We start from the raw sequence: 14,938 nt of genomic DNA on the forward strand, positions 1-14,938 counted from the left end.
ACCATAGACGCAAAATTTTCGACCAGGACAAAATGATGAAGCGAGCCGTTGTAGTCTTTAGCGGTGGACAAGACTCCACCACCTGCCTGATCCAGGCGTTGCAGCAGTATGACGAAGTGCACTGCGTCACCTTCGACTACGGCCAGCGCCATCGCGAAGAGATCGAGGTCGCCCGCGCGCTGGCGCTGAAGCTGGGCGCACGCGCCCATAAGGTGCTCGACGTCACTCTGCTGAACGAGCTGGCGGTAAGCAGCCTGACCCGCGACAACATTCCGGTTCCCTCTTATGATCCCGCCGCCAGCGGCCTGCCGAGCACCTTTGTGCCGGGACGCAATATTCTGTTTCTGACCCTCGCCTCGGTTTACGCGTATCAGGTCGAGGCGGAGGCTGTCATCACCGGCGTCTGCGAAACCGATTTTTCCGGCTATCCCGACTGCCGCGACGAGTTCGTTAAAGCGCTGAACCACGCGGTCAGCCTCGGCATGGCGCGCGAGGTGCGTTTTGAAACCCCGCTGATGTGGCTCAATAAAGCAGAGACCTGGGCGCTGGCCGACTACTGGCAAAGCCTGACGCTGGTACGCGAAGAAACGCTGACCTGCTATAACGGCGTCAAGGGCGACGGCTGCGGCGAATGCGCCGCCTGTCATCTGCGCGCACGCGGCCTGAACGACTATCTCGCCGATCGCGACGCCGTGATGGCGGCGATGAAAAGCAAAAGCGGCCTGATCTGATATCGGCGCGGCGCCGCACAGATGCGCCGCGCTGTTGACTCAGACGGAGAAAGCCTCCAGCCGCGCGCGCAGCTCGCTCTCCAGCGCGACCGCTTTCTGCGTGCGCAGATCGATGCAGACAAAGGTCAGCGCCGCATCCGCCACCAAAGTTTCGCTCCCCGCCAGCGTTACGCGCTGGGTAATCACGCCGCTTTTTCCGTTCAGCTGCGTCATTTCGCTGTGTATGGCCAGAACGTCGCCCAGCACAGCCGGGCGACGATAGTTGATATTGATATTCACCACCACGAACGCCAGCTGCTGCTGCTGCAGCCAGTTGAACGCGTCCGCCTCTTCGAGCCACTGCCAGCGCGCCTCTTCCAGAAACTCCAGATAGCGCGCATTGTTGACGTGCTGATACACGTCGAGGTGATAGCCGCGAACTTTAATCGTGGTCTGCATGCCTGACATCTCCTGTCGTTAAAGAGGACCTAACTGGTATGACCTCTTTAGCGTAGCAAAAGCCTTTTTGCCGCGCGGCAAAAGCGTCAGGGTTGCGCCTTAGCTCACAGTTTCAGCCGCCCGGCGTTACGTTCGATAAGCGAATTGCCGATGCCCGGCACCTCCTTTAGCTGTTCGACGGCGGTAAACGGCCCGTACTGCTCGCGGTAGCTGACAATCGCCTGCGCCTTTTTCAACCCGACGCCGTTCATCGCCGCCGACAACTGCTCGGCGGTCGCCTCGTTAATGCTGATTTTTTCGCCTGCCGCCTGCGCGGCCTGGGCAGTCGGCGTTTCGCCTGCGGTTTCCGCCGCCGTCACGCTGGAATAGCCGATTGCGCCGCCAAGCGCGAGGGTAAAGCAAAGAACGGACAATAGTGATTTAGACATGCTCTGTTTCTCCTTATGTTTAACAGCAAGGAGAGCGTGACAGAGAAGAGAGAAGGCCTCAAAAGGCAACATCCAGAAATGGAAAAGGCCGCGCAAGCGGCCTTTTCGGTTTTCACTGCAAAACACTTTTTTGCGAGCGTTACTGCATTTGCGCTGCGGCGCCGTATTTAATTTTGGCTTCTTTGCGCAGATTTGCGAGCAGCGCTTCGAACGCCAGCTGCGCGTTGTTCTGCGTCACGCCCTTAATCATTTCGTCTACCTGCTCCTGCGGCAGCGTACCGCTGCTGACCTTGTCCAGCGCCACCAGCACCACATTGCCCTGCATATCTTCGCTCACGCCCCACGACGCTTTACCGTCAACGGGCTGCGGCAGATTGAAGGCGGTCTGCGCGACCGGATCCTGGCTGTTGCGGTCGACGGTTTTGCTGGCGCTCAGCGTCAGACCGGCTGCGTTCAGCGCATCCTGTTTGCCCGCTTTGAGATCGGCCAGCAGTTTGTCCGCCTGCGCCTTCGCCTGCTGTTCCGCTTTATCGTGCTTCAGCGTGTCGGCAATCTGCGCTTTCACCTCATCCAGCGGTTTAATCGCTTCAGGTTTGTGCTCGCTGATGCGCAGCACGAACGCGCGGTCGCCATCCACGGTAATCACGTCGGAGTTGTTGCCTGGCGCACCGTTCTGGCCGGTCAGGCCGCCGTTAAAAATGGCGTTTTTCACCGCGTCGAAGTTGAGCTCCTGCGGCACGCTGTCGCGGCTGAACCAGCCGGTTTCAACCACTTTCAGGCCGGAAGCCTGCGCGGCGCCGGCCAGCGACTCATTGTCGTTGCTCGCCGCTTCGCTCACTTTCTGCTGCTGCTGGTAGAAAGCGTCGACCGCTTTCTCCTGCTTCGCTTTGTCGGCCACCGCGTCGCGCACTTCGGCCAGCGGTTTGATCTGTTCCGGCTGGATATCGTCCAGACGCACCACCAGGAAGCCGACCGACGATTTAATCACGCCCGAAAGCTGGCCCTTCTGCGTCAGCCCGGCGTTTTTCAGCTCGTCCGGCGTGGTGGCCGGCTCAAGCCAGCCCATATCGCCGCCCTTGCGCGCAGAGATGGGATCGATCGATTTGCTTTTCGCCAGCGCGGCGAAGTCCGCCCCGCCCTTCAGCTGCGCCAGCACGGCGCTGGCATCCGCCTCGGTTTTGGTCTGGATGACGCTGTAGCGGTTACGCTGCGGCTGGGTGTAGTCCGCTTTATGTTGGTCGTACCAGCTCTGAATGTCGGCGTCGCTAACGCTGGCCTGCATGCTGGCAGCATCCATTTTGATGTAGCTGACGCGGAACTGCTCCGGCGCCATAAAGTTGTTTTTATGCTGCTGATAGTATTGCGCGATCTCGTCGGCCGTCGCGGTTTGTTTCGCCGCCAGCGCGTTGACGTCGATAGTCGCCTGACGAATGTCGCGCTTCTGCGACACCAGATCCACCAGCTTGCTGGTTTCGCCTTTCAGCATAAAGTCGGTATTAGCGACGGCGTTGATCAGCTGCTGGGTCGCCAGCTGCTTGCGCAGCGCTTCCGCATAGCGATCGGCGGTAAAGCCCATGCTGCTCAGCAGAGCGTTATATTTCGCGTTGTCGAACTTGCCGTTGGTCTGGAACGCCTGCTGGGCGAAGATCGCCTGCTTGACCTGATCGTCGCTGATAGTAATGTGGAGGTCGTTGATGTACTGATCGAGCAGCGCCTGATCCACCAGCTGCGACAGCGCCTGCTGACGCATCTGCTGCATGAAGCCGTCGTTGCCGGCAAGCTGCGAGAACTGATCGCCCAGCATCTGCTGCTGGCGGCTGCGCTCGTTGTTGAACGCCTGATCGAGCTGCGCGCGGCTGATTTCCTGTCCGTTGACTTTAGCGGCGTAATCGCTGCCGCCGCCGATAAGGTAGTTGCCAACGCCGGTCAGCACGAAGGAGAGAATAATCAACCCCAAAATAACCTTGAGCACGACATGATTCGACGCCGCGCGTAAATTGTCCATCATGGTATGACAACGCTCCGCTGTAGTGTGGATATAAACCTCGGGCGCAACGCCTGTCGGATAAAGGTCGTTACGCAACTGCCGTTTAGCCTGGCAGCTTCACTCCTGTTGAGACAAGTCTTAGCGCGATTTATCCCCGGATCCGAATAAAAAAGGCACATCAAATTTGATGTGCCCGTATGTTACATGAGAACGCATGAACCGTCCTCTAGTCCACGGAAGAAAATGCTTCTGCGGACGGGTGCGATGTCATGCGTTGACAGCGTCTTTCAGCGCTTTACCGGCGCGGAAGCCCGGCACTTTGCCAGCGGCAATGGTGATCTCTTTGCCGGTCTGCGGGTTGCGGCCGGTACGTGCGGCACGTTCGCGTACGGAGAAAGTGCCAAAGCCCACCAGAGCCACTTCCTCGCCGCCTTTCAGCGCGTCGGAAACAGAACTGGTGAATGCGTCCAAAACACGTCCCGCTGCTGCTTTAGAAATGTCAGCGTCTGCAGCAATTTTGTCGATCAACTGTGACTTATTCACTCTCTTCATCCCCTCTTTTATTATTTCACTTCACATCCGCGCGTCCTGGCGGATACGAATGCGCAGCACGTTATATCAAGCCTGTTGAGGCGAAACAACGGAATTCATCTTAATCGCTGAATCCGCAGCCCCCTAAATTAACGGCACTAAAAAAAGCTGGCAAGCGCTCATTGGCCTGCCAGCTTCGCTTTTTAATGCTTTATGTCGCTAATCACTATTTTGCGGTAGCAACCTGCATGCCGTAAGGGGCGTTTTCCAGCGCAAGGCCTAAAACTTCTTCGATGCGTTTCACCGGATGGATCTCCAGATCGGCGATAACGTTGGCTGGAATTTCTTCCAGGTCGCGTTTATTATCGTCCGGGATCAGCACCACTTTAATGCCGCCGCGATGGGCCGCCAGCAGCTTCTCTTTCAGGCCGCCGATCGGCAGCACCTGGCCGCGCAAAGTGATCTCGCCGGTCATCGCCACGTCAGAACGCACCGGGTTGCCGGTCAGACAGGAGACCAGCGCGGTGCACATCGCGATACCGGCGCTCGGGCCATCCTTCGGCGTCGCGCCTTCCGGCACGTGAACGTGGATGTCGCGCTTCTCGTAGAAATCGCCGTTGATGCCCAGCTTCTCGGCGCGCGCACGCACCACGGTCAGCGCCGCCTGGATCGACTCCTGCATCACCTCGCCGAGCGAACCGGTGTAGGTCAGCTTGCCTTTGCCCGGCACGCAGGCGGTTTCGATGGTCAGCAGATCGCCGCCCACTTCGGTCCATGCGAGGCCGGTCACCTGGCCAACGCGGTTTTCGCTTTCGGCGCGGCCATAGTCGAAGCGCTGTACGCCCAGGTAATCCTTGAGGTTGTCGCCGTTGATGGTGATGTGCTTCTGCTCTTTATTCAGCAGCAGCGTTTTCACCGCTTTACGGCACAGCTTCGACAGTTCGCGCTCCAGGCTACGCACGCCCGCTTCGCGCGTGTAGTAGCGGATGATGCCGACGATGGCGCTGTCTTCCACCGTGATTTCGCTCTCTTTCAGGGCGTTACGCTCAATCTGCTTCGGCAGCAGATGCTGTTTGGCGATATTGAGCTTCTCATCCTCGGTGTAACCAGAGAGGCGAATGACTTCCATACGGTCCAGCAGCGGCGCCGGAATGTTCATGGAGTTGGAGGTGGCAACGAACATCACGTCGGAGAGATCGTAATCGACTTCGAGGTAGTGATCGTTAAAGGCGATGTTCTGCTCGGGATCGAGCACTTCCAGCAGCGCGGAAGCAGGATCGCCGCGCATGTCGGATGACATTTTGTCGATCTCGTCCAGCAGGAACAGCGGGTTTTTCACCCCGACCTTCGCCATTTTCTGGATCAGCTTGCCTGGCATAGAGCCGATGTAGGTGCGGCGGTGACCGCGAATTTCCGCTTCGTCACGCACGCCGCCCAGCGCCATACGCACATACTTACGGCCGGTCGCCTTGGCGATCGACTGACCCAGCGAGGTTTTACCCACGCCCGGCGGTCCAACCAGGCAGAGGATCGGGCCTTTAATTTTGCTGACGCGGCTCTGCACGGCGAGGTATTCCAGAATGCGGTCTTTGACGCGCTCCAGGCCGTAGTGGTCGGTGTCCAGCGTCTCCTGGGCCTTGCGCAGGTCTTTTTTCACCTTGCTGCGCGCGTTCCACGGCACCTGGACCATCCAGTCGATATAGCCGCGTACCACCGTCGCTTCGGCGGACATCGGCGACATCATTTTTAATTTCTGCAGCTCGGCTTCGGCTTTTTCACGCGCTTCGGTCGGCATTTTCGCCGCATCGATTTTGCGCTTCAGGGCTTCGTACTCATCCGGCACGTCGTCCATTTCGCCCAGCTCTTTCTGAATCGCCTTCATCTGCTCATTCAGATAGTACTCGCGCTGGCTCTTCTCCATCTGCTTTTTCACGCGGTTGCGAATGCGCTTCTCAACCTGCAGCAGATCGATTTCCGACTCCATCATCGCCATGAGATATTCCAGACGCTCGTTCACGTCCGACATCTCCAGCACCGACTGTTTATCGGCTAATTTCAGCGGCATATGGGCCGCAACGGTGTCGGCGAGGCGCGCCGCATCGTCGATATTGTTCAGCGAGGTCAGCACTTCCGGCGGGATCTTTTTGTTCAGCTTGATATAGCCTTCAAACTGATTGATCGCCGTCCGTACCAGCACTTCCTGTTCGCGCTCTTCGATTTCCGGCGAGATCAGGTATTCCGCCTGCGCGGTAAAATGGTCGCCATTATCCGCCAGGGTAGTGATATGCGCGCGCTGCAGCCCTTCGACTAAAACTTTGACGGTGCCGTCAGGCAGTTTCAGCATCTGCAGCACTGAGGCTACGGTCCCTACAGAGAAGAGATCGTTAATGCCAGGTTCATCCGTTGAAGCCTCTTTCTGGGCAACCAGCATGATCTTCTTGTCATGATCCATCGCCGCTTCGAGGCAACGAATCGATTTTTCCCGACCAACAAACAACGGAATTACCATGTGCGGATAAACCACCACGTCGCGCAGAGGCAACACGGGGATTTCAATGCGTTCAGAACGCTCAGGATTCATAGAGCTCTCTCTTAGTTAGTGTCCGCCAGGTGATGGGCACCGCATAATGCAGGGAATGTGCAGTTAAACCCACAGGATTATGAGTATATGGGGATGATCGTTCGACATTCAACGTCATGAGAGCGAGAAAAACAAAAGGGGAAAGAATTTTCCCCTTTTTTAATAATATCAACGCCCTTACGCTGGCGAATTATTCGCCAGACGCCTGGGCTTCATGCTTGCCGTAGATAAGCATCGGCTCTGACTGGCCTTCGATAACCGACTCGTCGATCACCACTTTTTCTACGTCTTCCATAGAAGGCAGGTCATACATGGTTTCCAGCAGCGCGCCTTCAACGATAGAACGCAGGCCGCGGGCGCCGGTCTTACGCGACATCGCTTTTTTGGCGATGGCGGTCAGGGCTTCGTCGCGGAACTCCAGCTCGACCCCTTCCAGGTTGAACAACGCCTGGTACTGTTTGGTCAGGGCGTTTTTCGGCTCGCGCAGGATCTGGATCAGCGCTTCTTCGCTCAGCTCGTTGAGCGTCGCGACCACCGGCAGACGACCAATGAACTCTGGAATCAGGCCGAATTTGATCAGATCTTCAGGTTCAACCTGAGAGAGCAGCTCGCCTTCGCTCGCTTTTTCCGACTTGCCTTTTACCGTTGCGCCAAAACCGATACCGGAGCCGGTTTCCACGCGCTGAGAGATCACTTTATCCAGACCCGCGAAAGCGCCGCCGCAGATAAACAGAATTTTAGAGGTATCGACCTGCAAAAATTCCTGCTGCGGATGCTTGCGACCGCCCTGCGGCGGAACGGCCGCTACGGTGCCTTCAATCAGCTTCAGCAGCGCCTGCTGCACGCCTTCGCCGGAGACGTCGCGCGTAATAGACGGGTTATCCGACTTACGCGAGATTTTATCGATCTCATCGATATAGACGATGCCGCGCTGCGCTTTCTGCACGTCGTAGTCGCACTTCTGCAGCAGCTTCTGGATGATGTTCTCCACATCCTCGCCCACGTAGCCCGCTTCGGTTAGCGTGGTGGCGTCGGCCATGGTGAACGGCACATCCAGCAGGCGCGCCAGCGTCTCCGCCAGCAGGGTTTTACCGCTACCGGTCGGACCAATCAGCAGAATGTTGCTTTTGCCCAGCTCGATGCCATTGCTGGTATCGCCGTTGCGCAGGCGTTTGTAGTGGTTGTACACCGCAACCGCCAGCACTTTTTTCGCCTTTTCCTGGCCGATAACATAATCATCGAGGTGATGGCGGATTTCGTGCGGCGTAGGCAGCGCGCTACGTTCGCGATGCGGGGCAACTTCTTTAATCTCTTCGCGAATGATGTCATTGCACAGATCGACACATTCGTCGCAGATATACACTGACGGCCCGGCAATCAGCTTACGCACTTCATGCTGGCTTTTGCCGCAAAAAGAGCAGTACAGCAACTTCCCTGAACCGTCTTTGCGCTTATCTGTCATCAGTTAACCTCTTCTTGTTCTCAGGCCATACTGGCGTACGGCGCAGGCCGTGCGAACACGGCCAATATTCATTCAACTCAAACCCGTTTCCCAGTAACTATAGCGTAAGGAGACGGGCAGATGAGTCTTATTCGCGATGTGTCAGGACGGAGTCGACTAAACCATACTCTACCGCTTCACTCGCCGAGAGGAAACGATCGCGCTCGGTATCGCGCTCAATTTCTTCCAGCGACTTGCCGGTATGCTCCGCCATCAGCTCATTCATGCGCTGTTTCACTTTCAGAATCTCTTTCGCATGAATCTCAATGTCGGTCGCCTGGCCCTGATAGCCGCCCAGCGGCTGGTGAATCATCACGCGCGAGTTCGGCAGGCAGAAGCGCTTGCCTTTAGTGCCGGCAGTCAGCAGGAAAGCGCCCATTGAACAGGCCTGGCCCATACAGATGGTGCTGACGTCGGGCTTGATAAACTTCATGGTGTCGTAGATCGACATGCCTGCGGTGATCACGCCGCCTGGGGAGTTGATATAAAGATAGATATCTTTCTCAGGGTTTTCCGCTTCCAGAAACAGCATCTGCGCCACGATCAGATTGGCCATGTGATCTTCAACCTGGCCGGTCAGGAAGATGACGCGCTCTTTCAGCAGGCGGGAATAGATGTCGTAGGAACGCTCGCCGCGCGAAGTCTGTTCAACCACCATGGGCACCAGCGCATTGCGCGGCGCAGTAAATTCACGATCGCCACTGTATGACATTACCGTCTCCTGGATATAGTTCATTGGCTACATTCTGTACCGATTTTCTCTGAAGCGAGCGCGTTCTGCGCAGCTCCGCTTCGTTTCCGACACCTTCAAGGACGGTTAATCAGCCAGTCTAACTCTCTTCTGCATACTCCCTCAATCTGGGGATACTGCCCTGCTGTTTCAAGCATAACAACCTTTTCTCTATTCGCTAACCTGGAAAAAGCGCAACGTGAATAATTTGCCGGTTTATTAAGCGAATAGCAGCGGAAGAGCGCCGATGGCGCCGGAAAAACAAAAAAGCCCGCGACTTTGCAGCCGCGGGCTTAGCACTTCTGGTTAAATCAGCGATCAGGCAGCGGTGGTCTGATTCATCAGTTCCTGGAAGCTGGTCGCTTTCTCAGTCACTTTCGCTTTTTCCAGAACGGCTTCAACCGCCTGCTCTTCGAGCGCGACGTTACGCATGTTGTTCATCAGCTCGTTGTTTTTGCTGTAGAACTCGATTACTTCCTGCGGATCTTCGTAAGCGGACGCCATCTCTTCGATCAGAGCGTTAACGCGTGCTTCGTCAGCCTTCAGCTCATGGGTGCGAATTACTTCACCCAGCAGCAGACCCACAACAACGCGACGTTTCGCCTGCTCTTCAAACAGCTCGCGCGGCAGTTCCAGCGCTTGCTTCTCGTTGCCGCCAAAGCGCTGCGCAGCCTGGCGACGCAGTACGTCGATTTCGCTGTCGATCAGCGCAGCCGGCACGTCGATGTCGTTGGCTTTCACCAGGCCGTCGATCGCCTGCGTTTTCACGCGGTTGCGGATAGCGCCTTTCAGCTCGCGGTCCATGTTTTTACGTACTTCAGCGCGCAGGCCGTCGATAGAACCATCTTCCACGCCGAAACGCTTGATGAACTCTTCAGTCAGCTCCGGCAGTTCGCGCGTTTCAACTTTCTTCAGCACGATGTCGAACTTCGCGTCTTTCCCTTTCAGGTTTTCCGCGTGGTAGTCTTCCGGGAATTTCACGTCGATAGTGAAGGTTTCGCCCGCTTTATGACCCACGATGCCCTCTTCGAAGCCCGGGATCATACGGCCCTGGCCCATCGCCAGCACGAAGTCAGAGGCTTTGCCGCCTTCGAACTCTTCGCCGTCAACTGAACCGCTGAAGTCGATGGTCGCGCGATCTTCAGCCGTTGCCGCCGCATCGCTCTCTTTCCAGTTAGCCTGCTGCTTGCGCAGGGTGTCCAGCATGGCGTCGACGTCTGCGTCGGTCACTTCCACCAGCGGTTTTTCAACTTCGATGCTGTCCAGACCCTGCAGTTCAACTTCCGGATAGACTTCGAACTCGACCGCGTAGGTGAAATCTTCGCCTTCTTTATATTCGCCCGGCACGTAGTTCGGCGCGCCAGCCGGATTGATTTTTTCTTTGATGATGGCGTCAACGAAGTTGCGCGTCATCAGCTCGCCCAGCACGTCCTGGCGAACAGAAGCGCCATAGCGCTGTGCGATGATATTGGCCGGCACTTTGCCTTTACGGAAACCATCGATACGGACTTTTTTCGCCACTTCCACCAGTTCTTTCTTCACTGCGCTTTCGATGCTGTCAGCGGGGACAGTAATCGTAATGCGACGGCCCAGACCCTGCGTGGTTTCTACTGAAACTGTCATCTTGTTACCTCAAAAAATCGCGTGCTCGGTCAACTTCAGACACCACACATTATGCAATGCGCCGTATCCAACAACCGGGACGGCTTCCATTAAGAGAACCTGATCCCTGTCACCAGAAGCGTCCCGAAGACATTCCGGAAAAATAGACGCAGCATTATAGCGGCATCGCCCTGGTGAGTCGAGGCTGGAAACTCACCACTTTTTAGCGGCTTTGCTGCTTTTTTGCGCCGGAGATCGCGTTTATCGCTAAATAATGAAAAAAAACGGCCCGCAGGCCGTTTTTCAAAAGCGGGAGGAGATCAGGCGAGGGTGCCGGCGCCGCGGCAGTTTGGCGAGGCGAGCACGGTATCCTGCAATCCCTCCCACTCTTTCAGGGTATAGGTATGCAGCGCCAGCGCGTGAACGCTGCCTGCCAGCTCGGCGGCGAGCTCGCCGTAAATCGCCCGGTGGCGCGCCAGAAAGCGCTGACCTGCGAATACGTCACTGACGATAACCACCTTGAAGTGGCTTTCGGAACCCGCCGGGACATTATGACGATAGCTTTCGTCATGCACTTCCAGATGAGCCGGCTCAAAAGCCAGGCGCAGCTTCTCTTCGATCTGTTCGCGAATCATTGTCTCTTTCCTCAATGGCGAGCGCTGTGCCCCATCTGGTTAAATATTAGTAGGTTTTCAGACGCATCCGCACAAATGTGTGAAAATATTTCCGCCGCCGTCTAAGCCGACCGGCATGATAGCGCAGCGCGACTGCGGGTCAATGCCTGGATTTTTCTTAGCGTATAAAAAAGGCGGTTAGCGCGAATTTCCCCTTCGCAAGGGCTTTTTTCACTGCCGCGCAATGCTATGATGGCCGCAGTTTTTGCAAACCAACCCACAACATTAACGAGAATAAGTATGTTGAAAAAACTGTTATTTCCCCTGCTGGCCGCCTTCATTTTGGCCGGCTGCGCCACCAACAGCAATACGTTGACCATTCAGCCGAAAATTGAGCTGCCGCAGCAGGATCCGAGTCTGATGGGCGTGACCGTCAGCATCAACGGCGCCGATCAGCGCAGCGACCAGGCGCTGGCGAAAGTCAACCGCGACGGCCAGCTGGTTACCCTGACGCCGTCCCGCGATCTGCGCTTCCTGCTGCAGGAAGTGCTGGAGAAACAGATGACCGCGCGCGGCTATATGATCGGGCCGGAAGGCGCCGTCGATCTGCAGATCGTGGTAAACAACCTCTATGCGGACGTGACCCAGGGCAACGTACGCTACAGCATCACCACCAAAGCGGATATCTCGATTATCGCCACCGCGAAGAACGGCAACAAGCAGGTGAAGAACTATCGCCAGACCTATAGCGTAGAAGGCGCCTTCAGCGCGACCAACGACAAGATCACCAAAGCAGTGAACTCGACGCTGGGCGACGTGATCGCCGATATGGCGCAGGACACCAGCATCAACAACTTCATCAAGCAGAACGCGCACTAATCCGCCGCACTATATGCATGCCCGGCGCGCCGCCGGGCATCGCTTCAGGGTCAGCATGAATCACTATCTTCGCATCTTCACTCAACGAAACGCCGCCGTTTTACTGCTGCTTGGCTTTGCTTCAGGCCTGCCGCTGGCGCTGACCGCCGGCACGCTGCAGGCGTGGATGACGGTGGAAAATGTCGATCTCAAGACCATCGGTTTTTTTTCGCTGGTCGGCCAGGCGTACGTTTTTAAATTTCTCTGGTCGCCAGTGATGGACCGCTTTACGCCGCCGTTTCTCGGCCGTCGACGCGGCTGGCTGCTGCTGACGCAGCTGGCGCTGATCGCCGGGATTATCGCTATGGGCTTTATGCAGCCCGGACGCGACCTGACGCTGCTCGCCGCGCTGGCGGTGCTGGTCGCCTTCTGCTCCGCTTCGCAGGATATCGTCTTCGACGCGTGGAAAACCGACGTGCTGCCGCCGGAAGAGCGCGGCAGCGGCGCTGCCATCACCGTGCTTGGCTACCGACTGGCGATGCTGGTCTCCGGCGGGCTCGCGCTCTGGCTGGCGGATCGCTATCTCGGCTGGCAGGCGACCTACTGGCTGATGGCGCTGCTGATGGTGCCCGCGCTTATCGCCACCCTGATGGCGAAAGAGCCCGATACGCGCGCCACCACGCCGCATTCGCTGCGCGAGGCGGTATCACTGCCGCTGAAGGACTTTTTTCAGCGCAATAACGCCTGGCTGCTGATCACTCTTATCGTGCTCTATAAGCTGGGCGACGCCTTCGCCGCCTCACTGACTACCACTTTTCTGATCCGCGGCGTGGGTTTTAACGCCGGCGACGTCGGACTGGTGAACAAAACGCTCGGCCTGCTGGCGACCATTATCGGTGCCCTCTACGGCGGCGTACTGATGCAGCGCCTGAGCCTGTTCCGCGCCCTGATGATTTTCGGCGTGCTGCAGGCGGTTTCGAATTTCGCCTACTGGCTGCTGGCGGTGACGCCGCCGCATTTATGGAGCATGGCCAGCGCGGTCTTCGTGGAGAATCTGTGCGGCGGCATGGGCACGGCGGCATTTGTCGCGCTGCTGATGACCCTGTGCAACAAGTCATTCTCCGCCACGCAGTTCGCTCTGCTTTCGGCACTCTCGGCGGTTGGCCGCGTCTATGTCGGCCCGGCGGCCGGCTGGCTGGTAGAACTCTGGGGCTGGCCGACCTTCTACGCTTTCACCGTGCTGGCGGCGCTGCCCGGTCTGCTGCTGCTGCTGCTCTGTCGCGACACGCTGAACGACGCGCAAAACAGCGAGCGCTTCCTGATGCGCACGCGTTTTGCCGCCGGCTACCGCTGGACCACGCGTCTGTTCTGTATCGGCTGCGCTGTTATCGCGCTCTGGCTGACGACGCTGGCGTGTCAGGCGCTGGGGCTATGGCGGCTGGAGAGCGTGCCGGGCGCGCTGTTCGAAGCCGGTATAGCGCTGCTGGCGCTGGCAGTATGCGGCGGCGTGACGCTTGACTACATCGCGCAGCGCAAAAGCGCGGCGCAGCAGCATTAATTAACAACAGGTATTATTTCACTACGAAAATGGATCAAACCGCCCTGCCGGGCGGTAAAAGTTAAACTTTGTCATCCAGTGTTATTTTCCTGGAAATATTAAGATCCTGATTCTGCATTCAGCGAATATATTAAAAACCGGTGCGCAATTATTTTGTATAAATTTCATCATCCAAATGATGCAGATTTGTTAAAGAATTGAGTATCAAAAGTAAGGTTTATTCTTTCCCTGATTTCTTTAAGGATACTTTCATCGGTTTTTGTTATATTAGTGCCAACTGCTTGTCGCAGTTAATAATTTATCACCCCAGGCAACATCTGTGACACCCTTAGCAAAAGGTGTCAACACGCTGCTGACACATCCTTATGCTGGTTTACACTGCATAAACCTTCCCGTAAAATGCGCGCACACTTAAACGACAATAAGCCCTTTGTCATTGAGGTCGTTAAATGAGACTCAGGAAATACAATAAAAGTTTGGGGATTTTGTCATTAATCGCAGGCACTTTGTTAATGAGTGGCTGCGATAATGCGTTGTTAAATCCCAAGGGACAGATTGCACTTGAGCAACGTTCGTTGATTCTGACAGCCTTCGGCTTAATGATGATCGTCGTTATTCCGGCAATCTTGATGGCGGTGGTGTTTGCATGGAAATATCGTGCATCCAACACTGAAGCGAAGTACAGCCCCAACTGGTCGCACTCTAACAAAGTCGAAGCCGTGGTCTGGACCATTCCGATCCTGATCATTCTCTTCCTCGGCGTGCTGACCTGGAAATCAACCCACGCGCTGGAGCCGAGCAAACCGCTGGCCTCTGACGTAAAGCCGGTTGAGATCCAAGTGGTGGCGCTGGACTGGAAATGGTTGTTTATCTACCCGGAACAGGGTATTGCCACCGTTAACCAGATCGCTTTCCCGGCTAACACGCCGGTGAGCTTCAAAATTACCTCTAACTCCGTTATGAACTCCTTCTTTATTCCGACGCTCGGCAGCCAGATCTACGCCATGGCGGGCATGCAGACCAAACTGCACCTGATCGCCAATGAGCCAGGAACGTTCGACGGTATTTCCTCGAACTTCAGTGGTCGAGGTTTCTCTGGTATGAAGTTCAAAGCCATTGCAACCAAGGACGATGCGGAGTTCCAGCAGTGGGTCGCCAAAGTTAAAGCGGCGCCTAACACGCTGACCACTATGGAAGATTTCGAGAAAGTTGCAGTGCCAAGCGAAAATCATCCGGTGGAATATTTCTCTTCAGCGAATCCTGAACTGTTCAAGCAAGTCATCGCTAAGTTCATGACCAGCCACGGGAAGATGGACATGTCTCAGCACGAAGGCATGGACATGAGTCACACCGCTTCCGCGGGAGCCGAGGAATAATAC

The 14,938-nt window shown here is 56.4% G+C and carries 13 protein-coding genes; 4 read left to right on the top strand and 9 right to left on the bottom strand.

Annotated features, from left to right (window positions below; genetic code table 11):
* Nucleotides 1-35 precede the first annotated feature (35 nt).
* Complete coding sequence (gene queC / locus PVE98_RS15030) at nt 36-731, top strand: 7-cyano-7-deazaguanine synthase QueC (RefSeq protein ID WP_033752894.1); 696 nt, start codon at nt 36-38, stop codon at nt 729-731.
* Between the two features lie 39 nt (nt 732-770).
* Here the strand turns inward: queC and PVE98_RS15035 are convergent, their stop codons facing one another.
* From PVE98_RS15035 to bolA, 9 genes are all read right to left on the bottom strand, one after another.
* Complete coding sequence (locus PVE98_RS15035; protein WP_033752700.1) at nt 771-1,169, bottom strand: YbgC/FadM family acyl-CoA thioesterase; 399 nt, start codon at nt 1,167-1,169, stop codon at nt 771-773.
* A gap of 104 nt (nt 1,170-1,273) precedes the next feature.
* The gene (locus PVE98_RS15040; protein WP_096072699.1) at nt 1,274-1,597 is read right to left on the bottom strand and encodes a helix-hairpin-helix domain-containing protein; all 324 of its coding nucleotides are present in this window, start codon (nt 1,595-1,597) and stop codon (nt 1,274-1,276) included.
* A gap of 139 nt (nt 1,598-1,736) precedes the next feature.
* Nucleotides 1,737-3,605, bottom strand: coding sequence for a peptidylprolyl isomerase (gene ppiD, locus PVE98_RS15045; protein ID WP_096072698.1), 1,869 nt, complete (start codon nt 3,603-3,605; stop codon nt 1,737-1,739).
* 246 nt (nt 3,606-3,851) lie between these two features.
* On the bottom strand, nt 3,852-4,127 hold the full coding sequence (gene hupB, locus PVE98_RS15050; RefSeq protein ID WP_096072697.1) for a nucleoid-associated protein HU-beta: 276 nt from the start codon (nt 4,125-4,127) through the stop codon (nt 3,852-3,854).
* Nucleotides 4,128-4,341: 214 nt separating this feature from the next.
* Nucleotides 4,342-6,696, bottom strand: a complete 2,355-nt coding sequence (gene lon / locus PVE98_RS15055; protein WP_033752706.1) for an endopeptidase La — start codon at nt 6,694-6,696, stop codon at nt 4,342-4,344.
* Between the two features lie 190 nt (nt 6,697-6,886).
* Nucleotides 6,887-8,158, bottom strand: a complete 1,272-nt coding sequence (gene clpX / locus PVE98_RS15060; protein ID WP_033752707.1) for an ATP-dependent protease ATP-binding subunit ClpX — start codon at nt 8,156-8,158, stop codon at nt 6,887-6,889.
* A 127-nt stretch (nt 8,159-8,285) separates the two neighbouring features.
* Nucleotides 8,286-8,909 (bottom strand): ATP-dependent Clp endopeptidase proteolytic subunit ClpP, encoded by a 624-nt coding sequence (gene clpP / locus PVE98_RS15065; RefSeq protein ID WP_033752709.1) that lies wholly within the window; start codon nt 8,907-8,909, stop codon nt 8,286-8,288.
* A 336-nt stretch (nt 8,910-9,245) separates the two neighbouring features.
* Nucleotides 9,246-10,550: a trigger factor gene (gene tig, locus PVE98_RS15070; protein ID WP_033752710.1), complete on the bottom strand. Its 1,305-nt coding sequence runs from the start codon at nt 10,548-10,550 to the stop codon at nt 9,246-9,248.
* A gap of 299 nt (nt 10,551-10,849) precedes the next feature.
* A complete protein-coding gene (bolA, locus tag PVE98_RS15075) occupies nt 10,850-11,164 on the bottom strand; it encodes a transcriptional regulator BolA (protein ID WP_033752711.1) in 315 nt (104 codons plus the stop codon).
* A gap of 279 nt (nt 11,165-11,443) precedes the next feature.
* Between bolA and PVE98_RS15080 the strand changes: the two genes are divergently transcribed.
* From PVE98_RS15080 to cyoA, 3 genes are all read left to right on the top strand, one after another.
* On the top strand, nt 11,444-12,022 hold the full coding sequence (locus tag PVE98_RS15080; protein ID WP_033788805.1) for a lipoprotein: 579 nt from the start codon (nt 11,444-11,446) through the stop codon (nt 12,020-12,022).
* A 55-nt stretch (nt 12,023-12,077) separates the two neighbouring features.
* On the top strand, nt 12,078-13,559 hold the full coding sequence (gene ampG, locus PVE98_RS15085; RefSeq protein WP_096072696.1) for a muropeptide MFS transporter AmpG: 1,482 nt from the start codon (nt 12,078-12,080) through the stop codon (nt 13,557-13,559).
* A gap of 449 nt (nt 13,560-14,008) precedes the next feature.
* Nucleotides 14,009-14,935, top strand: a complete 927-nt coding sequence (gene cyoA, locus PVE98_RS15090; RefSeq protein ID WP_048783360.1) for a cytochrome o ubiquinol oxidase subunit II — start codon at nt 14,009-14,011, stop codon at nt 14,933-14,935.
* Nucleotides 14,936-14,938 lie beyond the last annotated feature (3 nt).

This window comes from Pantoea sp. GABEPS69 (genome assembly GCF_045780835.1).
GTDB classification, from domain to species: domain Bacteria; phylum Pseudomonadota; class Gammaproteobacteria; order Enterobacterales; family Enterobacteriaceae; genus Pantoea; species Pantoea septica.

Coding starts and splice junctions, on each gene's coding strand:
- queC (WP_033752894.1), top strand. CDS start 36: ATGAAGCGAGCCGTTGTAGTCTTTAGCGGTGGACAAGACTCCACCACC.
- PVE98_RS15035 (WP_033752700.1), bottom strand. CDS start 1,169: ATGCAGACCACGATTAAAGTTCGCGGCTATCACCTCGACGTGTATCAG.
- PVE98_RS15040 (WP_096072699.1), bottom strand. CDS start 1,597: ATGTCTAAATCACTATTGTCCGTTCTTTGCTTTACCCTCGCGCTTGGC.
- ppiD (WP_096072698.1), bottom strand. CDS start 3,605: ATGATGGACAATTTACGCGCGGCGTCGAATCATGTCGTGCTCAAGGTT.
- lon (WP_033752706.1), bottom strand. CDS start 6,696: ATGAATCCTGAGCGTTCTGAACGCATTGAAATCCCCGTGTTGCCTCTG.
- clpX (WP_033752707.1), bottom strand. CDS start 8,158: ATGACAGATAAGCGCAAAGACGGTTCAGGGAAGTTGCTGTACTGCTCT.
- clpP (WP_033752709.1), bottom strand. CDS start 8,909: ATGTCATACAGTGGCGATCGTGAATTTACTGCGCCGCGCAATGCGCTG.
- tig (WP_033752710.1), bottom strand. CDS start 10,550: ATGACAGTTTCAGTAGAAACCACGCAGGGTCTGGGCCGTCGCATTACG.
- bolA (WP_033752711.1), bottom strand. CDS start 11,164: ATGATTCGCGAACAGATCGAAGAGAAGCTGCGCCTGGCTTTTGAGCCG.
- PVE98_RS15080 (WP_033788805.1), top strand. CDS start 11,444: ATGTTGAAAAAACTGTTATTTCCCCTGCTGGCCGCCTTCATTTTGGCC.
- ampG (WP_096072696.1), top strand. CDS start 12,078: ATGAATCACTATCTTCGCATCTTCACTCAACGAAACGCCGCCGTTTTA.
- cyoA (WP_048783360.1), top strand. CDS start 14,009: ATGAGACTCAGGAAATACAATAAAAGTTTGGGGATTTTGTCATTAATC.